The sequence below is a fragment of the Bradyrhizobium sp. i1.15.2 genome (assembly GCF_040548425.1).
Lineage (GTDB): Bacteria > Pseudomonadota > Alphaproteobacteria > Rhizobiales > Xanthobacteraceae > Bradyrhizobium > Bradyrhizobium canariense.
In genome coordinates this window covers 189,545-206,989 of record NZ_JBEPRQ010000006.1, presented here as the reverse complement: position 1 = coordinate 206,989, position 17,445 = coordinate 189,545, and the positions used below count along the sequence as shown (strand labels likewise).

The window sequence follows — 17,445 nt, the reverse complement described above, 5'->3', positions numbered from 1 at the left end:
GATGATTGAAATGCCACCGCTCAAGTTCGTGCAGACGAACGGAATCCGCATGGGCTACTACGAGGCGGGCCCGGTCACAGACAAACCGCCGATGGTGCTGTGCCATGGCTGGCCCGAACTCGCATTTTCCTGGCGCCACCAGATCAAGGCGCTGAGCGAGGCCGGTATCCGCGTGATCGCGCCGGACCAGCGCGGCTACGGCGCGACCGACCGCCCAGAGCCGGTGGAGGACTACGACATCGAGCATCTGACCGGCGATCTGGTCGGACTGCTCGATCATCTGGAGATCGACAAGGCGATCTTCGTCGGCCATGACTGGGGCGGCTTCATCGTCTGGCAGATGCCGCTCCGGCACATTGACCGGGTCGCCGGCGTGGTCGGAATCAATACGCCTCATACCAACCGCGCCTGGGCTGATCCGATCGAGCTCCTGCGCGCGCGCTTCGGCGAAAAGATGTATATCGTGCAGTTCCAGGACCCGGCGCGTGAGCCTGACAGGATCTTTGGCAGCCGCGTCGAGCAGACCTTCGATGCCTTCATGCGCAAGCCCGTACCGCGCCCGGCAGATGCTCCGGCGGAGGAAGTCGTCGCGGGTGTCGGTGCTTCGCCGCGACTGAACCTTGCATTCCCGCAGATGATCGCAGGCTACGATGCGAAGCACGATCCGCGCACGCCGATCCTGTCGCCGGAAGAGAAAAAGGTGTTCGTCGACAATTTCACCAGGACAGGCTTCACCGGCGGCATCAACTGGTACCGCAATATGTCCCGCAACTGGACGCGCGCCGAAGGGCTCGATCATACGGTGCGCGTGCCGTCGCTGATGATCATGGCCGAGAACGACGCGGTGTTGCCACCGTCTTCTGCCGATGGCATGGACAAGCTGATCCCCGATCTGGAAAAATATCTGGTCCGCGACAGCGGCCATTGGACGCAGCAGGAGAAGCCGGAAGAGGTCAGTGCGAAGCTGATCGAATGGCGTAGAAGGCGGTTTGGCTAGCTGATCATTGCGAACTCGTCATTGCGAGGAGCGAAGCGACGAAGCCAATTCAGTCTGCCTCCGCGGACATATTTCTGGATTGCTTCGCTTCGCTCGCAATGACGACATTGAAGCAGGGGGACTACATTTCGATGTCATCCAAGAACCGTCTGGACCCGATCCCGCAGCCGCCGACCAAACCGGTGGTCGGCAACATGCTGTCACTGGATTCGGCCGCGCCGGTGCAGCATCTGACCCGGCTTGCCAAGGAGCTGGGGCCGATCTTCTGGCTCGACATGATGGGCTCGCCGATCGTGGTCGTCTCCGGCCACGATCTCGTCGACGAGCTCTCCGACGAGAAGCGTTTCGACAAGACGGTGCGCGGTGCGCTGCGTCGCGTGCGCGCGGTCGGCGGCGACGGCCTGTTCACGGCTGACACCCGGGAGCCGAACTGGAGCAAGGCGCACAACATCCTGCTCCAGCCCTTCGGCAACCGCGCCATGCAATCCTATCACCCCAGCATGGTCGACATTGCCGAGCAGCTCGTCGGCAAATGGGAACGGCTCAATGCCGACGACGAGATCGACGTCGTCCATGACATGACGGCGCTGACGCTGGATACGATCGGCCTGTGCGGCTTCGACTACCGCTTCAATTCGTTCTACCGGCGCGACTACCATCCCTTCGTCGAGTCGCTGGTGCGCTCGCTCGAAACCATCATGATGACGCGCGGCCTGCCGTTCGAGCAGCTCTGGATGCAGAAGCGGCGCAAGACCATGGCCGAAGACGTCGACTTCATGAACAAGATGGTCGACGAGATCATTGCGGAGCGCCGCAGGGGAGGCGAGGCGACCGACGATAAGAAGGATATGCTTGCGGCGATGATGACCGGGGTCGATCGCTCGACCGGCGAGCAGCTCGACGACGTCAACATCCGCTATCAGATCAACACGTTCCTGATCGCGGGCCACGAGACCACCAGCGGCCTGTTGTCCTGCACGCTGTATGCGCTGCTCAAGCACCCCGACATTCTCAAGAAGGCCTATGACGAGGTCGATCGCGTCTTCGGTCCCGACGCCAACGCGAAGCCGACTTATCAGCAGGTGACGCAGCTGACCTACATCACCCAGATATTGAAGGAGGCGCTGCGGCTGTGGCCGCCGGCGCCGGCCTATGGCATCTCGCCGCTGAACGACGAGACCATCGGCGGCGGGAAGTACAAGCTCCGGAAAGGCACGTTCACCACCATCCTGGTGACCGCTCTGCATCGCGATCCCTCGGTCTGGGGTCCGAACCCCGACGCGTTCGATCCGGAGAATTTCAGCCGGGAGGCGGAAGCCAAGCGGCCGATCAATGCCTGGAAGCCGTTCGGCAATGGCCAGCGCGCCTGCATCGGCCGCGGCTTCGCCATGCACGAGGCCGCGCTCGCGCTCGGCATGATCCTCCAGCGTTTCAAGCTGATCGACCACCAGCGCTACCAGATGCATCTGAAGGAAACGCTGACGATGAAGCCGGAAGGCTTCAAGATCAAGGTCCGTCCGCGCGCCGATCGCGAGCGCGGTGCCTATGGCGGACCTGTGGCGGTGTCGTCGGCACCGAAGGCACCGCGCCAGCCCACCGCGCGGCCCGGCCACAACACGCCGATGCTGGTACTCTACGGCTCCAATCTTGGGACCGCCGAGGAGCTGGCGACGCGGATGGCCGACCTGGCCGAGATCAACGGCTTTGCCGTGCATCTGGGGCCGCTCGACGATTACGTGGGCAAGCTGCCGCGGGAAGGTGGCGTGCTGATCATCTGCGCCTCCTATAACGGCACGCCGCCAGACAATGCGACGCAATTCGTCAAATGGCTCGGCGACGAGCTGCCGAAGGATGCGTTTGCCAATGTGCGATACGCCGTGTTCGGCTGCGGCAACAGCGACTGGGCCGCGACCTATCAGTCGGTGCCGCGCTTCATCGACGAGCAATTGTCGGCGCATGGTGCGCGCGCGGTCTATCCGCGCGGCGAGGGCGATGCGCGCAGCGATCTGGACAGCCAGTTCCAGAAATGGTTCCCGGCGGCCGCCCAGGTCGCGACCAAGGAATTCGGCATCGACTGGAATTTCACCCGTACCGCGGAGGACGATCCGCTCTACGCGATCGAGCCGGTCGCGGTGACCGCCGTCAACACCATCGTCGCCCAGGGCGGGGCGGTGGCCATGAAGGTGCTGGTCAATGACGAGCTTCAGAACAAGGCCGGTTCTAATCCGTCGGAGCGTTCGACGCGTCACATCGAGGTGCAGCTGCCTTCCAACATCAATTACCGCGTCGGTGATCATCTGAGTGTGGTTCCGCGCAACGATCCGACGCTGGTGGATTCGGTTGCCCGTCGCTTCGGCTTCCTGCCGGCCGACCAGATCAGGCTTCAGGTCGCCGAAGGCCGCCGCGCGCAATTGCCGGTCGGCGATGCCGTGTCGGTCGGCCGTCTGCTCAGCGAGTTCGTCGAGCTCCAGCAGGTGGCGACACGGAAGCAGATCCAGATCATGGCCGAGCACACACGTTGTCCGGTCACGAAACCAAAACTGCTGGCCTTCGTTGGCGAGGAGCCCGAGCCGCTCGAGCGCTATCGCAGCGAGATCCTGGCCCGGCGGAAATCGGTGTTCGATTTGCTGCTCGAATATCCGGCTTGCGAATTGCCGTTCCACGTCTATCTGGAAATGCTCTCGCTGCTGGCGCCGCGTTATTATTCGATCTCGTCTTCGCCGTCGGTCGATCCGGTTCGTTGCAGCGTCACGGTCGGCGTGGTCGAAGGGCAGGCCGCCTCCGGCCGCGGCACCTACAAGGGCATCTGCTCGAACTATCTCGCCAATCGACGTGCGGGCGACGTGATCCATGCAACCGTGCGTGAGACCAAGGCCGGCTTCCGGCTCCCGGACGATCCGTCCGTGCCGATTGTCATGATCGGCCCGGGCACGGGATTGGCGCCGTTCCGCGGCTTCCTCCAGGAGCGCGCCGCGCGCAGGGCCAAGGGCGCCGCGCTCGGTCCGGCCATGCTGTTTTTCGGCTGCCGTCATCCCGAGCAGGATTTTCTCTACGCGGACGAGCTTAAGGCGCTGGCGGCAAGCGGCATCACCGAGCTGTTCACCGCGTTCTCGCGTGCGGAAGGACCGAAGACCTATGTGCAGCACGTCCTCGCCGCGCAGAAAGACAAGGTCTGGCCGCTAATCGAGCAGGGCGCGATGGTCTATGTCTGTGGCGACGGCAGCAAGATGGAGCGCGACGTGAAGGCGGCGCTGGTCGCGATCCATCGCGAGAAGAGCGGCAGCGATGCCGCCACGGCCGCGCGCTGGATCGAGGAGATGGGCGCGAAGAACCGGTATGTGCTGGACGTGTGGGCGGGAGGGTAGGCCGGTTCGTAGCCCGGATGGAGCGCAGCGAAATCCGGGGCGATTTTTCCTCACGCGCGCGCTTCCCGGATTGCGCTTCGCTCCATCCGGGCTACGAAGCTACGAAGGAAATCGTGCTAAAGCTTCCGCATGATTCCCTGGGAAAAGATCGACACCGCCAAGATCCCCGGCTCCGATGAAGAGCTTCGCCTGATGCGGCGAGGCAAGGAGTTTTCCATCAAGCTCGGCACCAACGAACTGATGAACAACCGCCTGTCAGGCTCGGAGGCCGCGCTCGCCACACTCGCGGCGAAGCAGATCGAGACGGTCGCAAAACCCGTCGTCCTCATCGGCGGCCTGGGCATGGGCTTTACGTTGCGTGCGGCCCTGACCGTGCTCGGAAGCAAGGCGAAGATTGTGGTCTCCGAGCTCGTGCCGGCGGTGGTCGCCTGGGCGCGGGGCCCGATGGCGGCGGTGTTTGGTGACAGTCTCGATGATGCCAGGGTGAGCATACGGGAAACCGACGTTGGCGAAATCATCCGGGCGCAGCGGTCGGCATTCGATGCCATCCTCCTCGACGTCGACAACGGGCCGGAAGGGCTGACCCGGAAGGGCAACGATGCGCTCTACAATGCGAGCGGATTGAAGGCGGCGAAGACGGCGCTGCGGCCGGGAGGCGTGCTCGCGGTCTGGTCCTCGGGACCCAACCCGGCCTTCACCAAGCGGCTCGGGAGCGCCGGCTTCGACGTCAACGAAGTCAATATCCGCGCCACCGGAAGAGGCGGTGGCGCTCGTCACGTGATCTGGATGGCGAAGAAGAGCTAGGCGGCTATTTGTAGCCCGGATGAGCGCAGCGAAATCCGGGACGGTCGATCCGCGCAAGAACCCGGATTGCGCAGCGCTCCATCCGGGCTACGGCTCCGAGCTAAAACATCGTGTTGTTGTTCGCCGGATTTTCCGGGATCGGTTGCACGACGTCCCAGTGTTCGACGACCTTGCCGTTCTCCAGCTTGAAGATGTCGACGATCGCGTTGCCCCTGTTGCCGGGCTCGCGAACCGCGTGAACGTGCAGGATGACGTAGTCGCCATCCACGAAGCTGCGCTTGATCTCGCTATGCGAGTTCGGGAATTTGTCCCGGAGGAAGCCGATGAACTTTCGGAAGCCGTCCGGACCATCGGCCGCGTTTGGATTGTGCTGGACGTAGCGGTCGCCGACATAGGCGAGGGCTGCATCGGCATCCTTTTGGTTGAGCCCCTTCTCGTAGAACGCAAGGACAGTTTTGCGATTGGCTTCTTCTTGCGCGCTACCCGCCATCGCGACGCCACCGGCGAGGGACAGCGTGAGGACTGAAGCGGCGACGATTGCGGCTGACCGGACGACGAGATGCATGTAAACTCCGAGAGGCCGCAGCCTCTTTGTTGGCGAGTGAGGTTCTCGGCGATTGAAGGAGGCCTGTATAGCTTTCGTGCCGGCTCGCGTTAAGAGAGTAACCGGCAGCTCACATGGTCACCGTGAGGAGACCCGCTGCGCCGGTCAATCTACGCCGCACGCGCCGCTGCGCCATGTGCGTGCTTGGCGATGGCGCCGATGATCTCCGGCCAGAACCGCATCGGCAGCGCGTGGCCCATGCCGTCGATCATCAGCAGCTTGGCCCCGGGAATTGACTCTGCCGTGTCCCTGCCGCCCTCGGGGCGGACCAGCGGATCGACGGTGCCGTGGATCACGAGCGTCGGCGTCTTGACGCCGTGCAGCCGCTCCTTGCGGCTGCCGGAGGCGAGCACCGCGCGGAGCTGCCGGCCGACGCCGGCCGGATTGAGCCCGCGCGCGAACACGCGTTCGGCACGACCGGGATCAAGCGCCTCTTCTTCCGGAAAGGACCCGGCGCGCAACACGTTCCAGGTCTGGCCGTAGCGGACGATGAACTCCTCCTTGCTGCGCGGCGGCGGCGCCATCAGCATCGCGGCGGCCTCACGTGTCGGCGGCGGCACGCGCGGATTGCCGGTCGTCGACATGATCGAGGTCAGCGAGCGCGCGCGCTCGGGAAACGACAACGTCACTTCCTGCGCAATCATGCCGCCCATGGACGCCCCGACCAGATGCGCCGACTTGATGCCGAGTGCGTCCATCAGCCCGACCGTGTCTTTCGCCATGTCGATCAGCTTGTAGATTGCGGCCACGGGAATCTTGAGGAACCGCAGCTTCAACAGCTCGAGCGGTGTCAGACGCTTGCCGCCTGTGAGATGGCTCGACTTGCCGATGTCGCGATTGTCGAACCGGATGACGCGAAAGCCCTGCGCGGCGAGCTGCTCGCAGAACGCATCGTCCCAGTGGATCATCTGGGCGCCCAACCCCATGATCAGCAGCAGCGGCTCGGCACTGTCGTTGCCGAAAGTCTCGTAACAAATGTCGATGCCGTTGGCGTGGACGGTTTGCGGTGGCTGATAGGCGTTCACGGCTGCGTTCCCTCGGCTTTGATCAATACTGTATCGCACGGTTTCCCCTCGCAATGAAGTCGCGTCCGCGACACCGGACGCGCTGCTTGCCGGTTGACCGGCACCGCGCAACGGTGTGGTATGGCGAAAAAGGAAGGGCATCGAAGCTCTCGATTTCAGGAGGACGCCGATGACCGACAAGAGCAATGACCCCATTGCCATGTGGCAGAAGATGGTTGGCGAGATGGAGAAGGGGTTCAACTCCTTCGCCAATCAGGCCATGTCATCGCCCGAGTTTTCGCAAGCCGTGAACCGAGCCGGCGGCGTTGCTGCAGGTGCTCAGAAGCAGCTCGGCGACCTCATGGAGAAATATCTGGTCTCCATGAATCTGCCGAGCCGGGAGCAGGTCACCAGCCTTGCGGAACGGCTGCAGTCCATCGAAGGACAGATCGGTGAGATCAAGTCGATGCTGAGCCAGATGGCGGCAAGTTCCGGCATTTCTCAGGGCTCCGATACTGCATTGCGCCCGCCGCGCACCAAGCGGCCGCCATCAGAAGGCGGAGAGCAGACATGAATGCACCCGCCGGATTAGACTTCGCAGGGATCCCGGAGCGCATCCAGTCCGAGGTGCAACGCGCCATCCAGCGCAGCATCAAGGGCGTCGAATATTTCTCGACGTCCGGTCCCACGCTCGGCTCGACGCCGAAGGACGTGCTGCATTCGCGCGGCACGATGAGCCTCTACCATTATCGGCCGATGTCCGACGAGATCTATCGAACTCCGATCTTGATCGTGATGGCGACCACCAATCGCGGTTACATTCTCGACCTCGTGCCCGGCCAGAGTTTCATCGAGTTCCTGTTGAAGCGCGGCTACGACGTTTACATGCTCGACTGGAGCGCGCCACGGCCGGAGGAGAAGAGCCTCCGCATGGAGGACTATGTCCTCGACTTCATCCCGGACTGCATCCGCCGCGTGCAACAGGATTCCGGCGAACAGGACGTCTCCGTCATCGGCTATTGCTTCGGCGGCGTGCTGTCGCTGCTCTACGGCTCGATCCACAGAGACGGGCCGATGAAGAATTTGATCTGCTTCACCACGCCGATCGACTTTCGCGAGATGAAGCTGTTCTCGAACTTCTCCGACCGTCGCTATTTCGATGTCGATCGCCTCGTCGACAGCGTCGGCAACGTGCCGCCCGAGATGATCCTGTCGTCGTTCGAGATGCTGCGCCCAGCCTCGCGTACCGTCAGCCAGATCCAGCTCTGGGAAAACATCTGGAACGACGAGTTCGTCAAATCCTACCGGATGTTCGACCGCTGGGCGACCGACACGCTGCCGCTGGCCGGCGAATATTTCCGCACCATCACCAAGGACCTGATGTGGGACAACAAGCTGTTCAACGACACCATGTCGGTCGGCGGCCGTGCGGCGAAGCTCGAGGACATCAAGGTGCCGTTCCTGCATGCGGTCGCCGAGCATGACCACATCGTGCCGTATGAGGCAGCAAAGCACCTGATCGCCAAGATCGGGTCCGAGGACAAGGAGGAGGTGATGCTGAAGGGCGGTCACGTCTCGCTCGTCGCCGGCGCCAATGCGGTGAAGCGGCTATGGCCGAAACTGGATTCCTGGCTGGGGAAGAGATCGACATGAGTGAGCAGCGTTCCTATCCGCGTCACGTGAAGACCGACGCCGGCGATATCGAGATCCGCCTGATGTCGCCGGCGGACGAAGCCGCGGTGCTCGTCTTCGGCAAGGGCCTGCCGACCCACGACCTGCTGTTCCTGCCGCGTAACATCAGTGAGCCGAAGGTGCTCTCCGCATGGGCGAAGGAGATCGAGCGCGGCGCGATCACGAGCCTGCTTGCGGTCAGGGGCGGCACGGTCGTCGGCTGCGGCACGCTGGTGCGCGATCCGCACTCCTGGTCGCCCCATGTCGGCGAGATCCGGATGGTGGTTTCGCTCGACGTGCGTGGGAAGGGGGTGGGACGGACGCTGTCGCAGGAGACCTTCGCACTCGCGCTCGGCGCCGGCCTCGAAAAGCTCTCGGTCCAGATGACGGTCGATCAGCAGGCGGCGATCACGCTGTTTGAGAGCCTCGGCTTCAAGGCCGAGGCACTGTTGCGCGATCATGTCCGCGACGTCGACGGCAAGACCCACGATATCGTCGTGCTCGGGCACAACATCGCGCAGGTCCAGGCCCAGATGGAGGCCTATGGGCTGCCTGGCGCCGTCCAGCACTGAGAACCTCTGAGCGGGTCCCCGGGAACCCGGATGGTCAGGGAGGCGCCAGATTGCCTCTCATTAAGGCCGTTCACAGTTTCGTGATATCGCAGTGCAATATGGATATTGCATCGCACAATTAACTATGCCATATAAGCCGTGCCCCGGGCCACAACCGGACGGGGTGAGCCCATAGCTCAACCAATGAGGATGGAGAGACCCCAATGACCACCGAAACCAACACCGCTTTCGAAGGCTTCAAGGACGCGTTCAAGAACATCCAGAACCTGGAAGTTCCCGAGGCCGCCCGCGAGTTCGTCAAGAAGTCCGCCAATACCGCCAAGGACCGTGCTGCCGAGGTGTTCGCGGGCTCCGAGCGCGTGACTGCCGCCGTCGAAAACGCGGTGACCGAGTCCGTCACCGAAGCCGGCAAGATCAGCCGCAACATCCAGCAGGCGATCTACGAGGACGCCGACGCGTTCTTCGCGGGCATCGACAAGCTCGCGTCCGCCAAGTCGTTCAGCGAAGCTATCGAGATCCAGTCCGGCCTGCTCCGCGCCCGCGGCGAAGCGTTCGTCTCGCGCGCCAAGGCGACCACCGACTATTTCGGCAAGCTCGCCGCCAACGGTGCGAAGTCCGCCCAGGACAATTTCGCCAAGGTCTACAACAAGACCGCCTGATCTGCCTGAGACGAAAAACTGAATTTGAGGCCCGCTTCGGCGGGCCTTGTTTTTTGCGCCGCGTCATCATCGGTCGTCATTCCGGGGCGCCCAAAGGGCGAACCCGGAATCTCGAGATTCCGGGTCCGGTCCTGCGGACCGTCCCGGAATGACGTAACCTTGGTGAATCATGACTCCACCCGCCACCTTCTCCTTCGATTCCCCCGGCGACGCAGAACGCGCGGCCGAATTGCGCCGCGTGAAAGCGCTGGCGACGCTGGTGCTGGGCTCGACGCTTGTCCTGTTCGTCATCGCGAAATGGCTGCTGCCCGTGCATCCCGTGTTCGGATTCATCGCAGCCTTCGCCGAAGCCGCCACCATCGGCGGGCTCGCCGATTGGTATGCCGTCGTCGCGCTGTTCAAGCGGCCGCTGGGCCTGCCGATCCCGCACACCGCGATCATCCAGAGCAATCAGGCCCGCATCGCCGACAAGCTCGGCGAATTCATCCAGGTGCATTTCCTCGAGGCTGCTCCCGTTGAGGCCAAGCTGAACGAGATCGATTTCGGCTCCTTCGTCGCCGACTGGCTGCGCGATCGCAAGCGTAGCGATGACCTCGCGCGCTTTGCGCTGCGCCTGCTGCCGGAGGCGGTTTCTGCGACGGAAAGCTCGGGCCTGATGACCTTCATCCTTCGCCGCATGTCATCGCAGCTCCAGGCGATCGACCTCGCGCCGCTCGCGGCCGGCACGTTGCGCGGCTTCGTTGCCGAGGGACGCCACCAAATCCTGTTCGACGATCTCCTGCGCGTGATGCACGAGACGCTGAACCAGACCGAGACGATGGCGATGATCCGCGAGAAGGTGCGCGCGGAATTGCCGACCCTGCTCAGGCTCTACCGGGCCGACAAATTTCTGGTGAACAAGATCGTGGCCTCCGCCACCGCGTTCTTCAATGAAGTGCGCAGCGATCCCAAACATCCGTTCCGCGGCGAGTTCGACCGCATGGTGCTGAGCTTCGTCGATCGGCTTGGCACCGACCAGGCCTATATCGACCGCATCGACGGTTTGAAGCGCGATCTGCTCGCGCGTCCCGAGCTCGCCGATCTCGCCCGCACCGTCTGGGCCAACACGCGGTCCTTCATCGAGCGTAGTGCAAGCGGCGAGACGCAGGTGCTGCAGCATCATCTCGCCGGCATGTGTGTCGCGGCGGGCGAAGCGCTCGCCGGCGATGCCGAGCTTCGCGGCGAGATCAACAAGGGTCTGGTCGCGGTGCTGCGCAGTTTCGTCGCGGACCAGAAGAGCGGCGTTTCGACCTTCATCTCCGACCAGGTGAAATCGTGGGACATGGCGCAGCTGATTTCGCTGATCGAAATCAACATTGGCCGCGACCTGCAATACATCCGCTTCAACGGCTCGCTGATCGGCGGGCTCGCGGGCCTTGGGCTTTACTCCGTAGAATTCCTGCTTCGATTGTTGTGACTTTTGCGTCACGGACGCCAGCATTAACGCGCAGGCCTATTGTGGCCCCGGGTTTCACCCGCTTGAATGTCGGGAACCCGCTGCCTAGCTGATTCATGGTGCGCTGCGGAACGTTCGAAAAGCTGGCGTGTTGGAATTCATACCCATTTGCCGGCCTCGCAGCCGGTGATCTTTTCAGCATTTCTTCCGAGGGACCATTGATGACCGCTACCGCCCAGACGCTGAGCCCGCCGTCTCGTACCCTGATGTTCCTGGAAGGGCGAGCGATCCACGAGTTCGGCGCATTCCTCGGCGCGCTGCCGCTGCTGAGCCTTGCGCCGCGCGGCGATGGCCATCCGGTGCTGGTGCTACCGGGCCTCGTGGCCTCCGACGGGTCCACGCGCGCGTTGCGCACGTTTCTGTCGGGCAAGGGCTATGCGGTGAGCGGCTGGCGCCAGGGCCGCAATTACGGCCTGCGCGAGGGCGTGCAGCACGCGATGGTGGATCTGGTTCAGGAGCTGAGCGACAGGCATGGCCGCAAGATCAGCCTGGTCGGCTGGAGCCTCGGCGGTCTCTATGCGCGCCAGCTCGCCAAGATGATGCCCGACCGCGTACGCCAGGTGATCACGCTCGGCAGCCCCTTTGCCGGCGATCCGCATTCGACCAATGCCTGGCGCGTCTATGAATGGGCGAGCGGACGGAAGTCCGACGAGGTCGATCCGCAGTTCGGCGGCGATCTCGCCGTTCCGCCGCCGGTGCCGACCACGGCGATCTTCAGCCGCACCGACGGCGTCTGCGCCTGGCAGGGCTGCATGGAGAAGACGGGCGCGCAGACCGAGAGCATCGAGATCGAGAGCAGCCATTGCGGCATGGGCCATCATCCCGCCGCTGTCTTCGCGGTGGCTGATCGCCTTGCGCAGAGGGAGGGCAGCTGGCGTCCCTTCGACCGCAGCGGCTGGCGCAGCGTGGTCTATCCCGATCCGCATCGGTAGTTCTTTGCCTCTCCCCGTAAGAACGGGGCGAGGGAGAAGGCCGTCGCACCGGTCCATTGTCGCGCCCGCACCAAACGCGCTATGCCTCGCGCATGGCGCATCCGTTGTCCCGCATCATCGAGCAGCTCAAGCGCGAGCCGTCGCGCACCGGCTCTATCGTCATCACCGTGTTCGGCGATGCCATCGTGCCGCGTGGCGGCTCGGTATGGCTCGGCACGCTGCTGGAATTCTTCGAGAGCCTGGACATCGACAGCGGCGTGGTGCGTACCGCGATGTCGCGGCTTGCCGCCGATGGCTGGCTGACGCGCGAAAAGGTCGGCCGCAATAGCTTCTACCGCTTGGCTGACAAGGGCCGCCAGATCTTCGGGGCTGCGACACGCCATATCTACGATCCGCCGCCATCCGACTGGACCGGGCGCTTCGAGCTGCTTCTGATCGGGAATGGCGAGGATCGCGACGCCTCGCGCGAGGCGCTCCGCAATGCCGGCTTCGGCAGTCCGCTGCCGGGCGTGTGGGTCGCCCCGTCAGGTGTGGCAGTGCCGGATGAGGCCGCGGGCGCCATCCGTCTGGAAGTCTCGGCGGAGGATGACAGTGGTCGCCGGCTACTCAGTGCGAGCTGGCCGCTGGATCGCACCGCGGACGCCTATCTCAAGTTCATGAAGACGTTCGAGCCGCTGCGCGCCGCGATCGCGCGCGGCACGGGCTTGTCCGAGACCGACGCCTTCACGGCGCGCATCCTCCTGATCCACCATTACCGCCGGGTCGTGCTGCGCGATCCGCTGCTGCCCGAAAGCCTGCTTCCGGCGGACTGGCCGGGCAGGGCTGCCCGCGCGCTGTGCGGCGACATCTATCGCGCGCTGCTTGCCCCATCGGAACAATGGCTTGATGGTCATGGAACCAATGAAAAGGGGCCATTGCCGCCGGCGCGAAAACTGCTGGAACGAAGATTTGAGGCTTGATCGTTATGTTACAGAAATATCTTGCATGAGATAATTCTTGTTATATATTGCCTCTCAATAAAACGGGAGGATGCGCATGTATACCCAGGCGCTGAACACGGCCGAGACCGATGATCGCGGCCTCGAGGATGCGGCCAAGGCTGCGCAGTTCCAGACGCGCATCGATGCCGAGGAGCGCATCGAGCCGAACGACTGGATGCCGGCGGCCTATCGCAAGACGCTGACGCGCCAGATCTCCCAGCACGCTCATTCCGAAATCGTCGGCATGCTGCCCGAAGGCAACTGGATCACGCGCGCGCCGTCCTTGCGTCGCAAGGCCGCGCTGCTCGCCAAGGTGCAGGACGAGTGCGGCCACGGGCTTTATCTCTATGCTGCGGCCGAGACGCTCGGCACGTCGCGCGAAGAGCTGGTAGACGCCATGCTCGCGGGCAAGGCAAAATATTCCTCGATCTTCAACTATCCGACGCTGACCTGGGCCGACATCGGCACCATCGGCTGGCTGGTCGACGGCGCCGCGATCATGAACCAGATCCCGCTGTGTCGCTGCTCTTACGGTCCCTATGCGCGCGCGATGATCCGCGTCTGCAAGGAGGAGTCGTTCCATCAGCGCCAGGGCTACGAGATCATGCTGACGCTGTGCCGCGGCTCGGACGAGCAGAAGGCGATGGCGCAGGATGCCTTGAACAGGTGGTGGTGGCCGGTGCTGATGATGTTCGGCCCGCCCGATGCCACCAGCCAGCACAGCGACACCTCGACGAAATGGAAGATCAAGCGCTTCTCCAATGACGAGCTGCGCCAGAAATTCGTCGATGCCACCGTGCCGCAGGCGCAATATCTCGGCCTCGCCATTCCCGATCCCGGCATGATTCAGGATGCCGACGGGCGCTGGCGCTACAGCGAGATCGACTGGACCGAATTCAAGCAGGTGCTCGCCGGCAACGGCCCCTGCAACCGTGACCGGATGGCTGCGCGCCGTAAGGCGCACGACGAGGGCGCCTGGGTCCGCGAGGCGGCAGCTAGCTACGCCGCAAAGCGCGCGCAGCGTCGAACTGCACAAGCGGCAGAGTAGGGAGATCACGATGGCCACGCCGAACACGCCGCTGTGGGAAGTCTTCATTCGCAGCCGCAACGGGCTCGCGCACAAGCATGTCGGATCGCTGCATGCGAGCGACGCCACCATGGCCCTGCAGGCCGCCCGCGACATCTACACCCGCCGCGGCGAGGGCCTGTCGATATGGGTCGTGCCATCCACCGAGATCACTGCGAGCGATCCCGCCGAGAAGGGCATGATGTTCGAGCCGGCGGAATCGAAGATCTACCGTCATCCGACGTTCTATGAAGTGCCTGAGGAAGTAGGACACATGTAGCTCTTTCTCCTCATGGTGAGGAGCCGCGAAGCGGCGTCTCGAACCATGAAGGCCCGTGACCCGCGGCCCATCCTTCGAGACGGCGCTTCGCGCCTCCTCAGGATGAGGTTGGAACAAGTGGATAGGACAGATGCCCGTCGCCAACATCCAGGTCTCCGAAACACCGCTGGTGCTCTACGCGCTGCGCCGCGCCGACGATGCGCTGATCCTCGGCCACCGGCTGTCGGAATGGTGCGGGCACGCGCCGATGCTGGAAGAGGACATGGCGCTCTCCAACATCGCGCTCGACCTGATCGGCCAGGCCCGCGAGCTCTACACCTACGCAGCCAAAGCCGAAGGCAAGGACAACGACGAAGACAAGTTCGCCTACCTTCGCGATGTCAGGCAGTATCGCAATCTGCTGCTCCTCGAGCAGCCGAACGGCGACTTTGCCCAGACGCTGGTGCGGCAGTTCTTCTATTCCGCCTTCGCCGATCTCTACTGGCGCGCCATGATGACCTCGCGCGATACGACACTCGCGGCCATTGCCGCCAAGTCGGAGAAGGAGAGCGCCTATCATTTGCGGCATTCCTCGGAGTGGATCATCCGGCTCGGCGACGGCACCGACGAGAGCCATGCCCGCGCGCAGGCTGCGATCGATCATCTCTGGGCGTTCACCGGCGAGATGTTTGCCGTCGACGACGGCGAGCGCGCCTTGATCCATGCCGGTATCGCCGTAGACCCAGGGACCTTGCGGGGTCGCTGGCTGACGACACTCTCGGATGTGATCGGCGAAGCAATGCTCAAGCTGCCGCAGAACGACTGGATGCAGCAGGGCGGCCGCGTGGGCCGGCACAGCGAGCATCTCGGCCATCTTCTCTCCGAGCTGCAATCGATACAGCGCACTTTCCCGGGGCAGACATGGTGACGGTGCTGGAGCCCCATAACGAACTGCGCCAACGGGCCTGGGACGCCGCGGCGAGCGTGGTCGATCCCGAAATTCCTGTTTTGACCATCGCCGATCTCGGCGTGCTCCGCGATGTGGTTGTCGACGGCGATCACGTCGAGATCGCGATCACCCCGACCTATTCGGGCTGCCCGGCCATGAATATGATTGCACTCGAAATCGAGGTCGCGCTGGAGCGCGCCGGTTTCCATCGTCCAAAGGTCCGCACCGTGCTGTCCCCGGCCTGGACCACGGACTGGATGAGCGCAGAAGGCCGCCGCAAGCTTCACGCCTACGGCATCGCGCCGCCGCAGGCCTCGAATTCACGCCGCGCGCTGTTCGGCGAGCAAGCCGTTGTGTGCCCGCAATGCAGCTCGGCGGATACCGAGCTGCTGTCCGAATTCGGCTCCACCTCCTGCAAGGCGCTCTGGCGCTGCAGAGCCTGCCGCGAACCCTTCGATTATTTCAAGTGTCATTGATCATGTCAGCAGCCGCACCACGCTTCCATCGCCTGGCCGTCAACGACCTCCGCCGCGAGGCGTCGGACGCCATATCGCTGACATTCGCCATCCCGGCGGAGCTTGCGACCGACTACGCCTTCACACCCGGCCAATACCTCACACTCCGCACCATGCTGGATGGCGAGGAAGTGCGCCGCTCCTATTCGATCTGCTCCGGGCCCGACGACGGCGAGATACGCATCGCGGTCAAGAAGGTTGATGGTGGCGCGTTTTCGAGCTGGGCAGCGGACGATTTGAAGTGCGGCGACGCGCTGGACGTGATGACGCCCACGGGACGTTTCGGCGTGATCCCGCCGACGGGCGCTAGCCGCATCCATGTCGGCTTTGCCGCAGGCTCCGGCATCACGCCGATCCTTTCGATCGTCAAGGGCACGCTTGCGCGCGAGCCGGGCAGCCAATTCTTCCTGTTCTACGGCAATCGCACGACGGACAACATCATGTTCCTCGAGGCGCTCGAAGAGCTCAAGGATCGCTTCATCGACCGGCTCTCGATCTTCCACGTCATCTCCGGCGAGGAACAGGACATTCCGATCCTGCACGGCCGGCTCGACGGCGACAAGGTGAGGGTGCTGCTGCGCTCGCTGGTACCGGCGGAAACCGTCGATCACGTCTTCATCTGCGGTCCGTCCGGCATGAGCGAGGACATCGAGGCGACCTGCCGAGGGCTCGGCATCGCGGACGAGCGTATCCACGTCGAGCGCTTCGTATCGGAGTTCGGCGGCAAGCCGCGGCCGAAGAAGATCGTTGCGCCGGACGCGCCGCCGAAAGCGATCGCGTCGCTGATCATCGACGGCAAGCGCCGCGACGTGCCGGTTGCCGAGGACGAGGCGATCCTCGATGCCGCGCTACGCGCCGGCATCGATCTGCCCTTCGCCTGCAAGGGCGGCATGTGCTCGACCTGCCGTGCAAAACTGGTGGAGGGCGAGGCGCCGATGGACATCAACTACTCGCTGGAACCCTGGGAGCTGAAGGCCGGCTTTGTCCTGACCTGTCAGGCCAAGCCATCGTCGGAGCGGGTCGTGGTCGATTACGACCACGTTTGACAGTTTTAACCAGGCAGCAGAACATCGTGTCCAAACAATCGGACGGGAGAAGCGCGTGAACGTCAAAGCCGCCTTGTCGCCCGAGGATGTTGCCCGCGCCTGCGCCAATGCGATGTGGGCGGAGGACGATGCCTCCAAAGGACTCGGCATGGAGATCGTCGAGATCGGACCAGGTTATGCGACGCTCGCCATGACTGTACGGCCGGACATGGTCAACGGCCAGCGCATCGCCCACGGTGGCTTCATCTTCACGCTGGCCGATTCCTCCTTCGCTTTCGCGTGCAACTCGCACAACGACCGCGTCGTGGCGGCGCAGGGCCAGATCACCTTCATCAAGCCGGGCAAGCTCGGCGATCGCCTCATCGCAAAGGCCCGCGAGGTTACGCGCGGCGGCCGCTCCGGCATCTATGACGTGCGCGTCACCGCCGGCGATACAGTCATCGCCGAATTTCGCGGGCATTCGCGGGTCATTCCCGGCAATTGGCTGCCGGCGCAGGATCAATAAAGAAAAGCAATGATACGGGGAA

At 63.6% G+C, this 17,445-nt stretch carries 18 protein-coding genes; 16 read left to right on the top strand and 2 right to left on the bottom strand.

Features of this window, described 5'->3' with window-relative positions; all coding sequences use genetic code 11:
* Position 1: 1 nt before the first annotated feature.
* The 3 genes from ABIB80_RS14170 to ABIB80_RS14160 all read left to right on the top strand — a co-directional run bounded on the left by ABIB80_RS14170 (position 2) and on the right by ABIB80_RS14160 (position 5,166).
* On the top strand, positions 2-997 hold the full coding sequence (locus tag ABIB80_RS14170) for an alpha/beta fold hydrolase (RefSeq protein WP_354127717.1): 996 nt from the start codon (positions 2-4) through the stop codon (positions 995-997).
* A 131-nt stretch (positions 998-1,128) separates the two neighbouring features.
* On the top strand, positions 1,129-4,362 hold the full coding sequence (locus tag ABIB80_RS14165; RefSeq protein ID WP_354127716.1) for a bifunctional cytochrome P450/NADPH--P450 reductase: 3,234 nt from the start codon (positions 1,129-1,131) through the stop codon (positions 4,360-4,362).
* Between the two features lie 129 nt (positions 4,363-4,491).
* On the top strand, positions 4,492-5,166 hold the full coding sequence (locus ABIB80_RS14160) for a spermidine synthase (RefSeq protein ID WP_219682690.1): 675 nt from the start codon (positions 4,492-4,494) through the stop codon (positions 5,164-5,166).
* Between the two features lie 100 nt (positions 5,167-5,266).
* Here the strand turns inward: ABIB80_RS14160 and ABIB80_RS14155 are convergent, their stop codons facing one another.
* Together ABIB80_RS14155 and ABIB80_RS14150 are read right to left on the bottom strand one after the other, a co-directional pair.
* The gene (locus tag ABIB80_RS14155) at positions 5,267-5,731 is read right to left on the bottom strand and encodes a nuclear transport factor 2 family protein (protein ID WP_354127715.1); all 465 of its coding nucleotides are present in this window, start codon (positions 5,729-5,731) and stop codon (positions 5,267-5,269) included.
* A gap of 149 nt (positions 5,732-5,880) precedes the next feature.
* On the bottom strand, positions 5,881-6,795 hold the full coding sequence (locus ABIB80_RS14150; RefSeq protein WP_354127714.1) for an alpha/beta fold hydrolase: 915 nt from the start codon (positions 6,793-6,795) through the stop codon (positions 5,881-5,883).
* 169 nt (positions 6,796-6,964) lie between these two features.
* Between ABIB80_RS14150 and ABIB80_RS14145 the strand changes: the two genes are divergently transcribed.
* The 13 genes from ABIB80_RS14145 to paaI all read left to right on the top strand — a co-directional run bounded on the left by ABIB80_RS14145 (position 6,965) and on the right by paaI (position 17,423).
* On the top strand, positions 6,965-7,348 hold the full coding sequence (locus ABIB80_RS14145; RefSeq protein ID WP_354127713.1) for a hypothetical protein: 384 nt from the start codon (positions 6,965-6,967) through the stop codon (positions 7,346-7,348).
* Positions 7,345-8,427 carry a PHA/PHB synthase family protein gene (locus ABIB80_RS14140; RefSeq protein ID WP_354127712.1) on the top strand — a complete coding sequence of 361 codons (1,083 nt, stop codon included), beginning with the start codon at positions 7,345-7,347 and terminating at the stop codon, positions 8,425-8,427. The genes ABIB80_RS14145 and ABIB80_RS14140 overlap by 4 nt, the downstream gene beginning before the upstream one ends.
* Positions 8,424-9,017: a GNAT family N-acetyltransferase gene (locus ABIB80_RS14135; protein ID WP_354127711.1), complete on the top strand. Its 594-nt coding sequence runs from the start codon at positions 8,424-8,426 to the stop codon at positions 9,015-9,017. Before ABIB80_RS14140 ends, ABIB80_RS14135 begins: the two co-directional genes overlap by 4 nt.
* Positions 9,018-9,220: 203 nt before the next feature.
* Complete coding sequence (locus tag ABIB80_RS14130) at positions 9,221-9,676, top strand: phasin (RefSeq protein WP_007593819.1); 456 nt, start codon at positions 9,221-9,223, stop codon at positions 9,674-9,676.
* Between the two features lie 169 nt (positions 9,677-9,845).
* A complete protein-coding gene (locus tag ABIB80_RS14125; protein ID WP_354127710.1) occupies positions 9,846-11,132 on the top strand; it encodes a DUF445 domain-containing protein in 1,287 nt (428 codons plus the stop codon).
* 200 nt (positions 11,133-11,332) lie between these two features.
* Complete coding sequence (locus ABIB80_RS14120; RefSeq protein WP_007593815.1) at positions 11,333-12,103, top strand: esterase/lipase family protein; 771 nt, start codon at positions 11,333-11,335, stop codon at positions 12,101-12,103.
* Positions 12,104-12,195: 92 nt separating this feature from the next.
* Positions 12,196-13,062 carry a phenylacetic acid degradation operon negative regulatory protein PaaX gene (paaX, locus tag ABIB80_RS14115; protein ID WP_007593813.1) on the top strand — a complete coding sequence of 289 codons (867 nt, stop codon included), beginning with the start codon at positions 12,196-12,198 and terminating at the stop codon, positions 13,060-13,062.
* A gap of 76 nt (positions 13,063-13,138) precedes the next feature.
* Positions 13,139-14,131 (top strand): 1,2-phenylacetyl-CoA epoxidase subunit PaaA, encoded by a 993-nt coding sequence (gene paaA, locus ABIB80_RS14110; RefSeq protein ID WP_007593811.1) that lies wholly within the window; start codon positions 13,139-13,141, stop codon positions 14,129-14,131.
* A gap of 10 nt (positions 14,132-14,141) precedes the next feature.
* Positions 14,142-14,429: a 1,2-phenylacetyl-CoA epoxidase subunit PaaB gene (gene paaB / locus ABIB80_RS14105; protein ID WP_007593808.1), complete on the top strand. Its 288-nt coding sequence runs from the start codon at positions 14,142-14,144 to the stop codon at positions 14,427-14,429.
* A gap of 130 nt (positions 14,430-14,559) precedes the next feature.
* Positions 14,560-15,336 (top strand): 1,2-phenylacetyl-CoA epoxidase subunit PaaC, encoded by a 777-nt coding sequence (gene paaC / locus ABIB80_RS14100; RefSeq protein ID WP_007593806.1) that lies wholly within the window; start codon positions 14,560-14,562, stop codon positions 15,334-15,336.
* On the top strand, positions 15,330-15,833 hold the full coding sequence (paaD, locus tag ABIB80_RS14095) for a 1,2-phenylacetyl-CoA epoxidase subunit PaaD (RefSeq protein WP_219682680.1): 504 nt from the start codon (positions 15,330-15,332) through the stop codon (positions 15,831-15,833). Before paaC ends, paaD begins: the two co-directional genes overlap by 7 nt.
* Positions 15,834-15,835: 2 nt before the next feature.
* A complete protein-coding gene (gene paaE / locus ABIB80_RS14090; protein ID WP_354127709.1) occupies positions 15,836-16,918 on the top strand; it encodes a 1,2-phenylacetyl-CoA epoxidase subunit PaaE in 1,083 nt (360 codons plus the stop codon).
* Positions 16,919-16,973: 55 nt separating this feature from the next.
* Complete coding sequence (gene paaI, locus ABIB80_RS14085; protein ID WP_354127708.1) at positions 16,974-17,423, top strand: hydroxyphenylacetyl-CoA thioesterase PaaI; 450 nt, start codon at positions 16,974-16,976, stop codon at positions 17,421-17,423.
* Positions 17,424-17,445: the final 22 nt, after the last annotated feature.

Excerpts from the sequence above, each read along its gene's own strand:
- paaE (WP_354127709.1), top strand. The coding sequence starts at position 15,836 with ATGTCAGCAGCCGCACCACGCTTCCATCGCCTGGCCGTCAACGACCTC.
- paaA (WP_007593811.1), top strand. The coding sequence starts at position 13,139 with ATGTATACCCAGGCGCTGAACACGGCCGAGACCGATGATCGCGGCCTC.
- paaX (WP_007593813.1), top strand. The coding sequence starts at position 12,196 with ATGGCGCATCCGTTGTCCCGCATCATCGAGCAGCTCAAGCGCGAGCCG.
- ABIB80_RS14125 (WP_354127710.1), top strand. The coding sequence starts at position 9,846 with ATGACTCCACCCGCCACCTTCTCCTTCGATTCCCCCGGCGACGCAGAA.
- ABIB80_RS14160 (WP_219682690.1), top strand. The coding sequence starts at position 4,492 with ATGATTCCCTGGGAAAAGATCGACACCGCCAAGATCCCCGGCTCCGAT.
- ABIB80_RS14165 (WP_354127716.1), top strand. The coding sequence starts at position 1,129 with ATGTCATCCAAGAACCGTCTGGACCCGATCCCGCAGCCGCCGACCAAA.
- ABIB80_RS14145 (WP_354127713.1), top strand. The coding sequence starts at position 6,965 with ATGACCGACAAGAGCAATGACCCCATTGCCATGTGGCAGAAGATGGTT.
- ABIB80_RS14135 (WP_354127711.1), top strand. The coding sequence starts at position 8,424 with ATGAGTGAGCAGCGTTCCTATCCGCGTCACGTGAAGACCGACGCCGGC.
- paaC (WP_007593806.1), top strand. The coding sequence starts at position 14,560 with ATGCCCGTCGCCAACATCCAGGTCTCCGAAACACCGCTGGTGCTCTAC.
- ABIB80_RS14120 (WP_007593815.1), top strand. The coding sequence starts at position 11,333 with ATGACCGCTACCGCCCAGACGCTGAGCCCGCCGTCTCGTACCCTGATG.
- ABIB80_RS14155 (WP_354127715.1), bottom strand. The coding sequence starts at position 5,731 with ATGCATCTCGTCGTCCGGTCAGCCGCAATCGTCGCCGCTTCAGTCCTC.
- ABIB80_RS14130 (WP_007593819.1), top strand. The coding sequence starts at position 9,221 with ATGACCACCGAAACCAACACCGCTTTCGAAGGCTTCAAGGACGCGTTC.
- paaB (WP_007593808.1), top strand. The coding sequence starts at position 14,142 with ATGGCCACGCCGAACACGCCGCTGTGGGAAGTCTTCATTCGCAGCCGC.
- paaD (WP_219682680.1), top strand. The coding sequence starts at position 15,330 with ATGGTGACGGTGCTGGAGCCCCATAACGAACTGCGCCAACGGGCCTGG.
- ABIB80_RS14140 (WP_354127712.1), top strand. The coding sequence starts at position 7,345 with ATGAATGCACCCGCCGGATTAGACTTCGCAGGGATCCCGGAGCGCATC.
- ABIB80_RS14170 (WP_354127717.1), top strand. The coding sequence starts at position 2 with ATGATTGAAATGCCACCGCTCAAGTTCGTGCAGACGAACGGAATCCGC.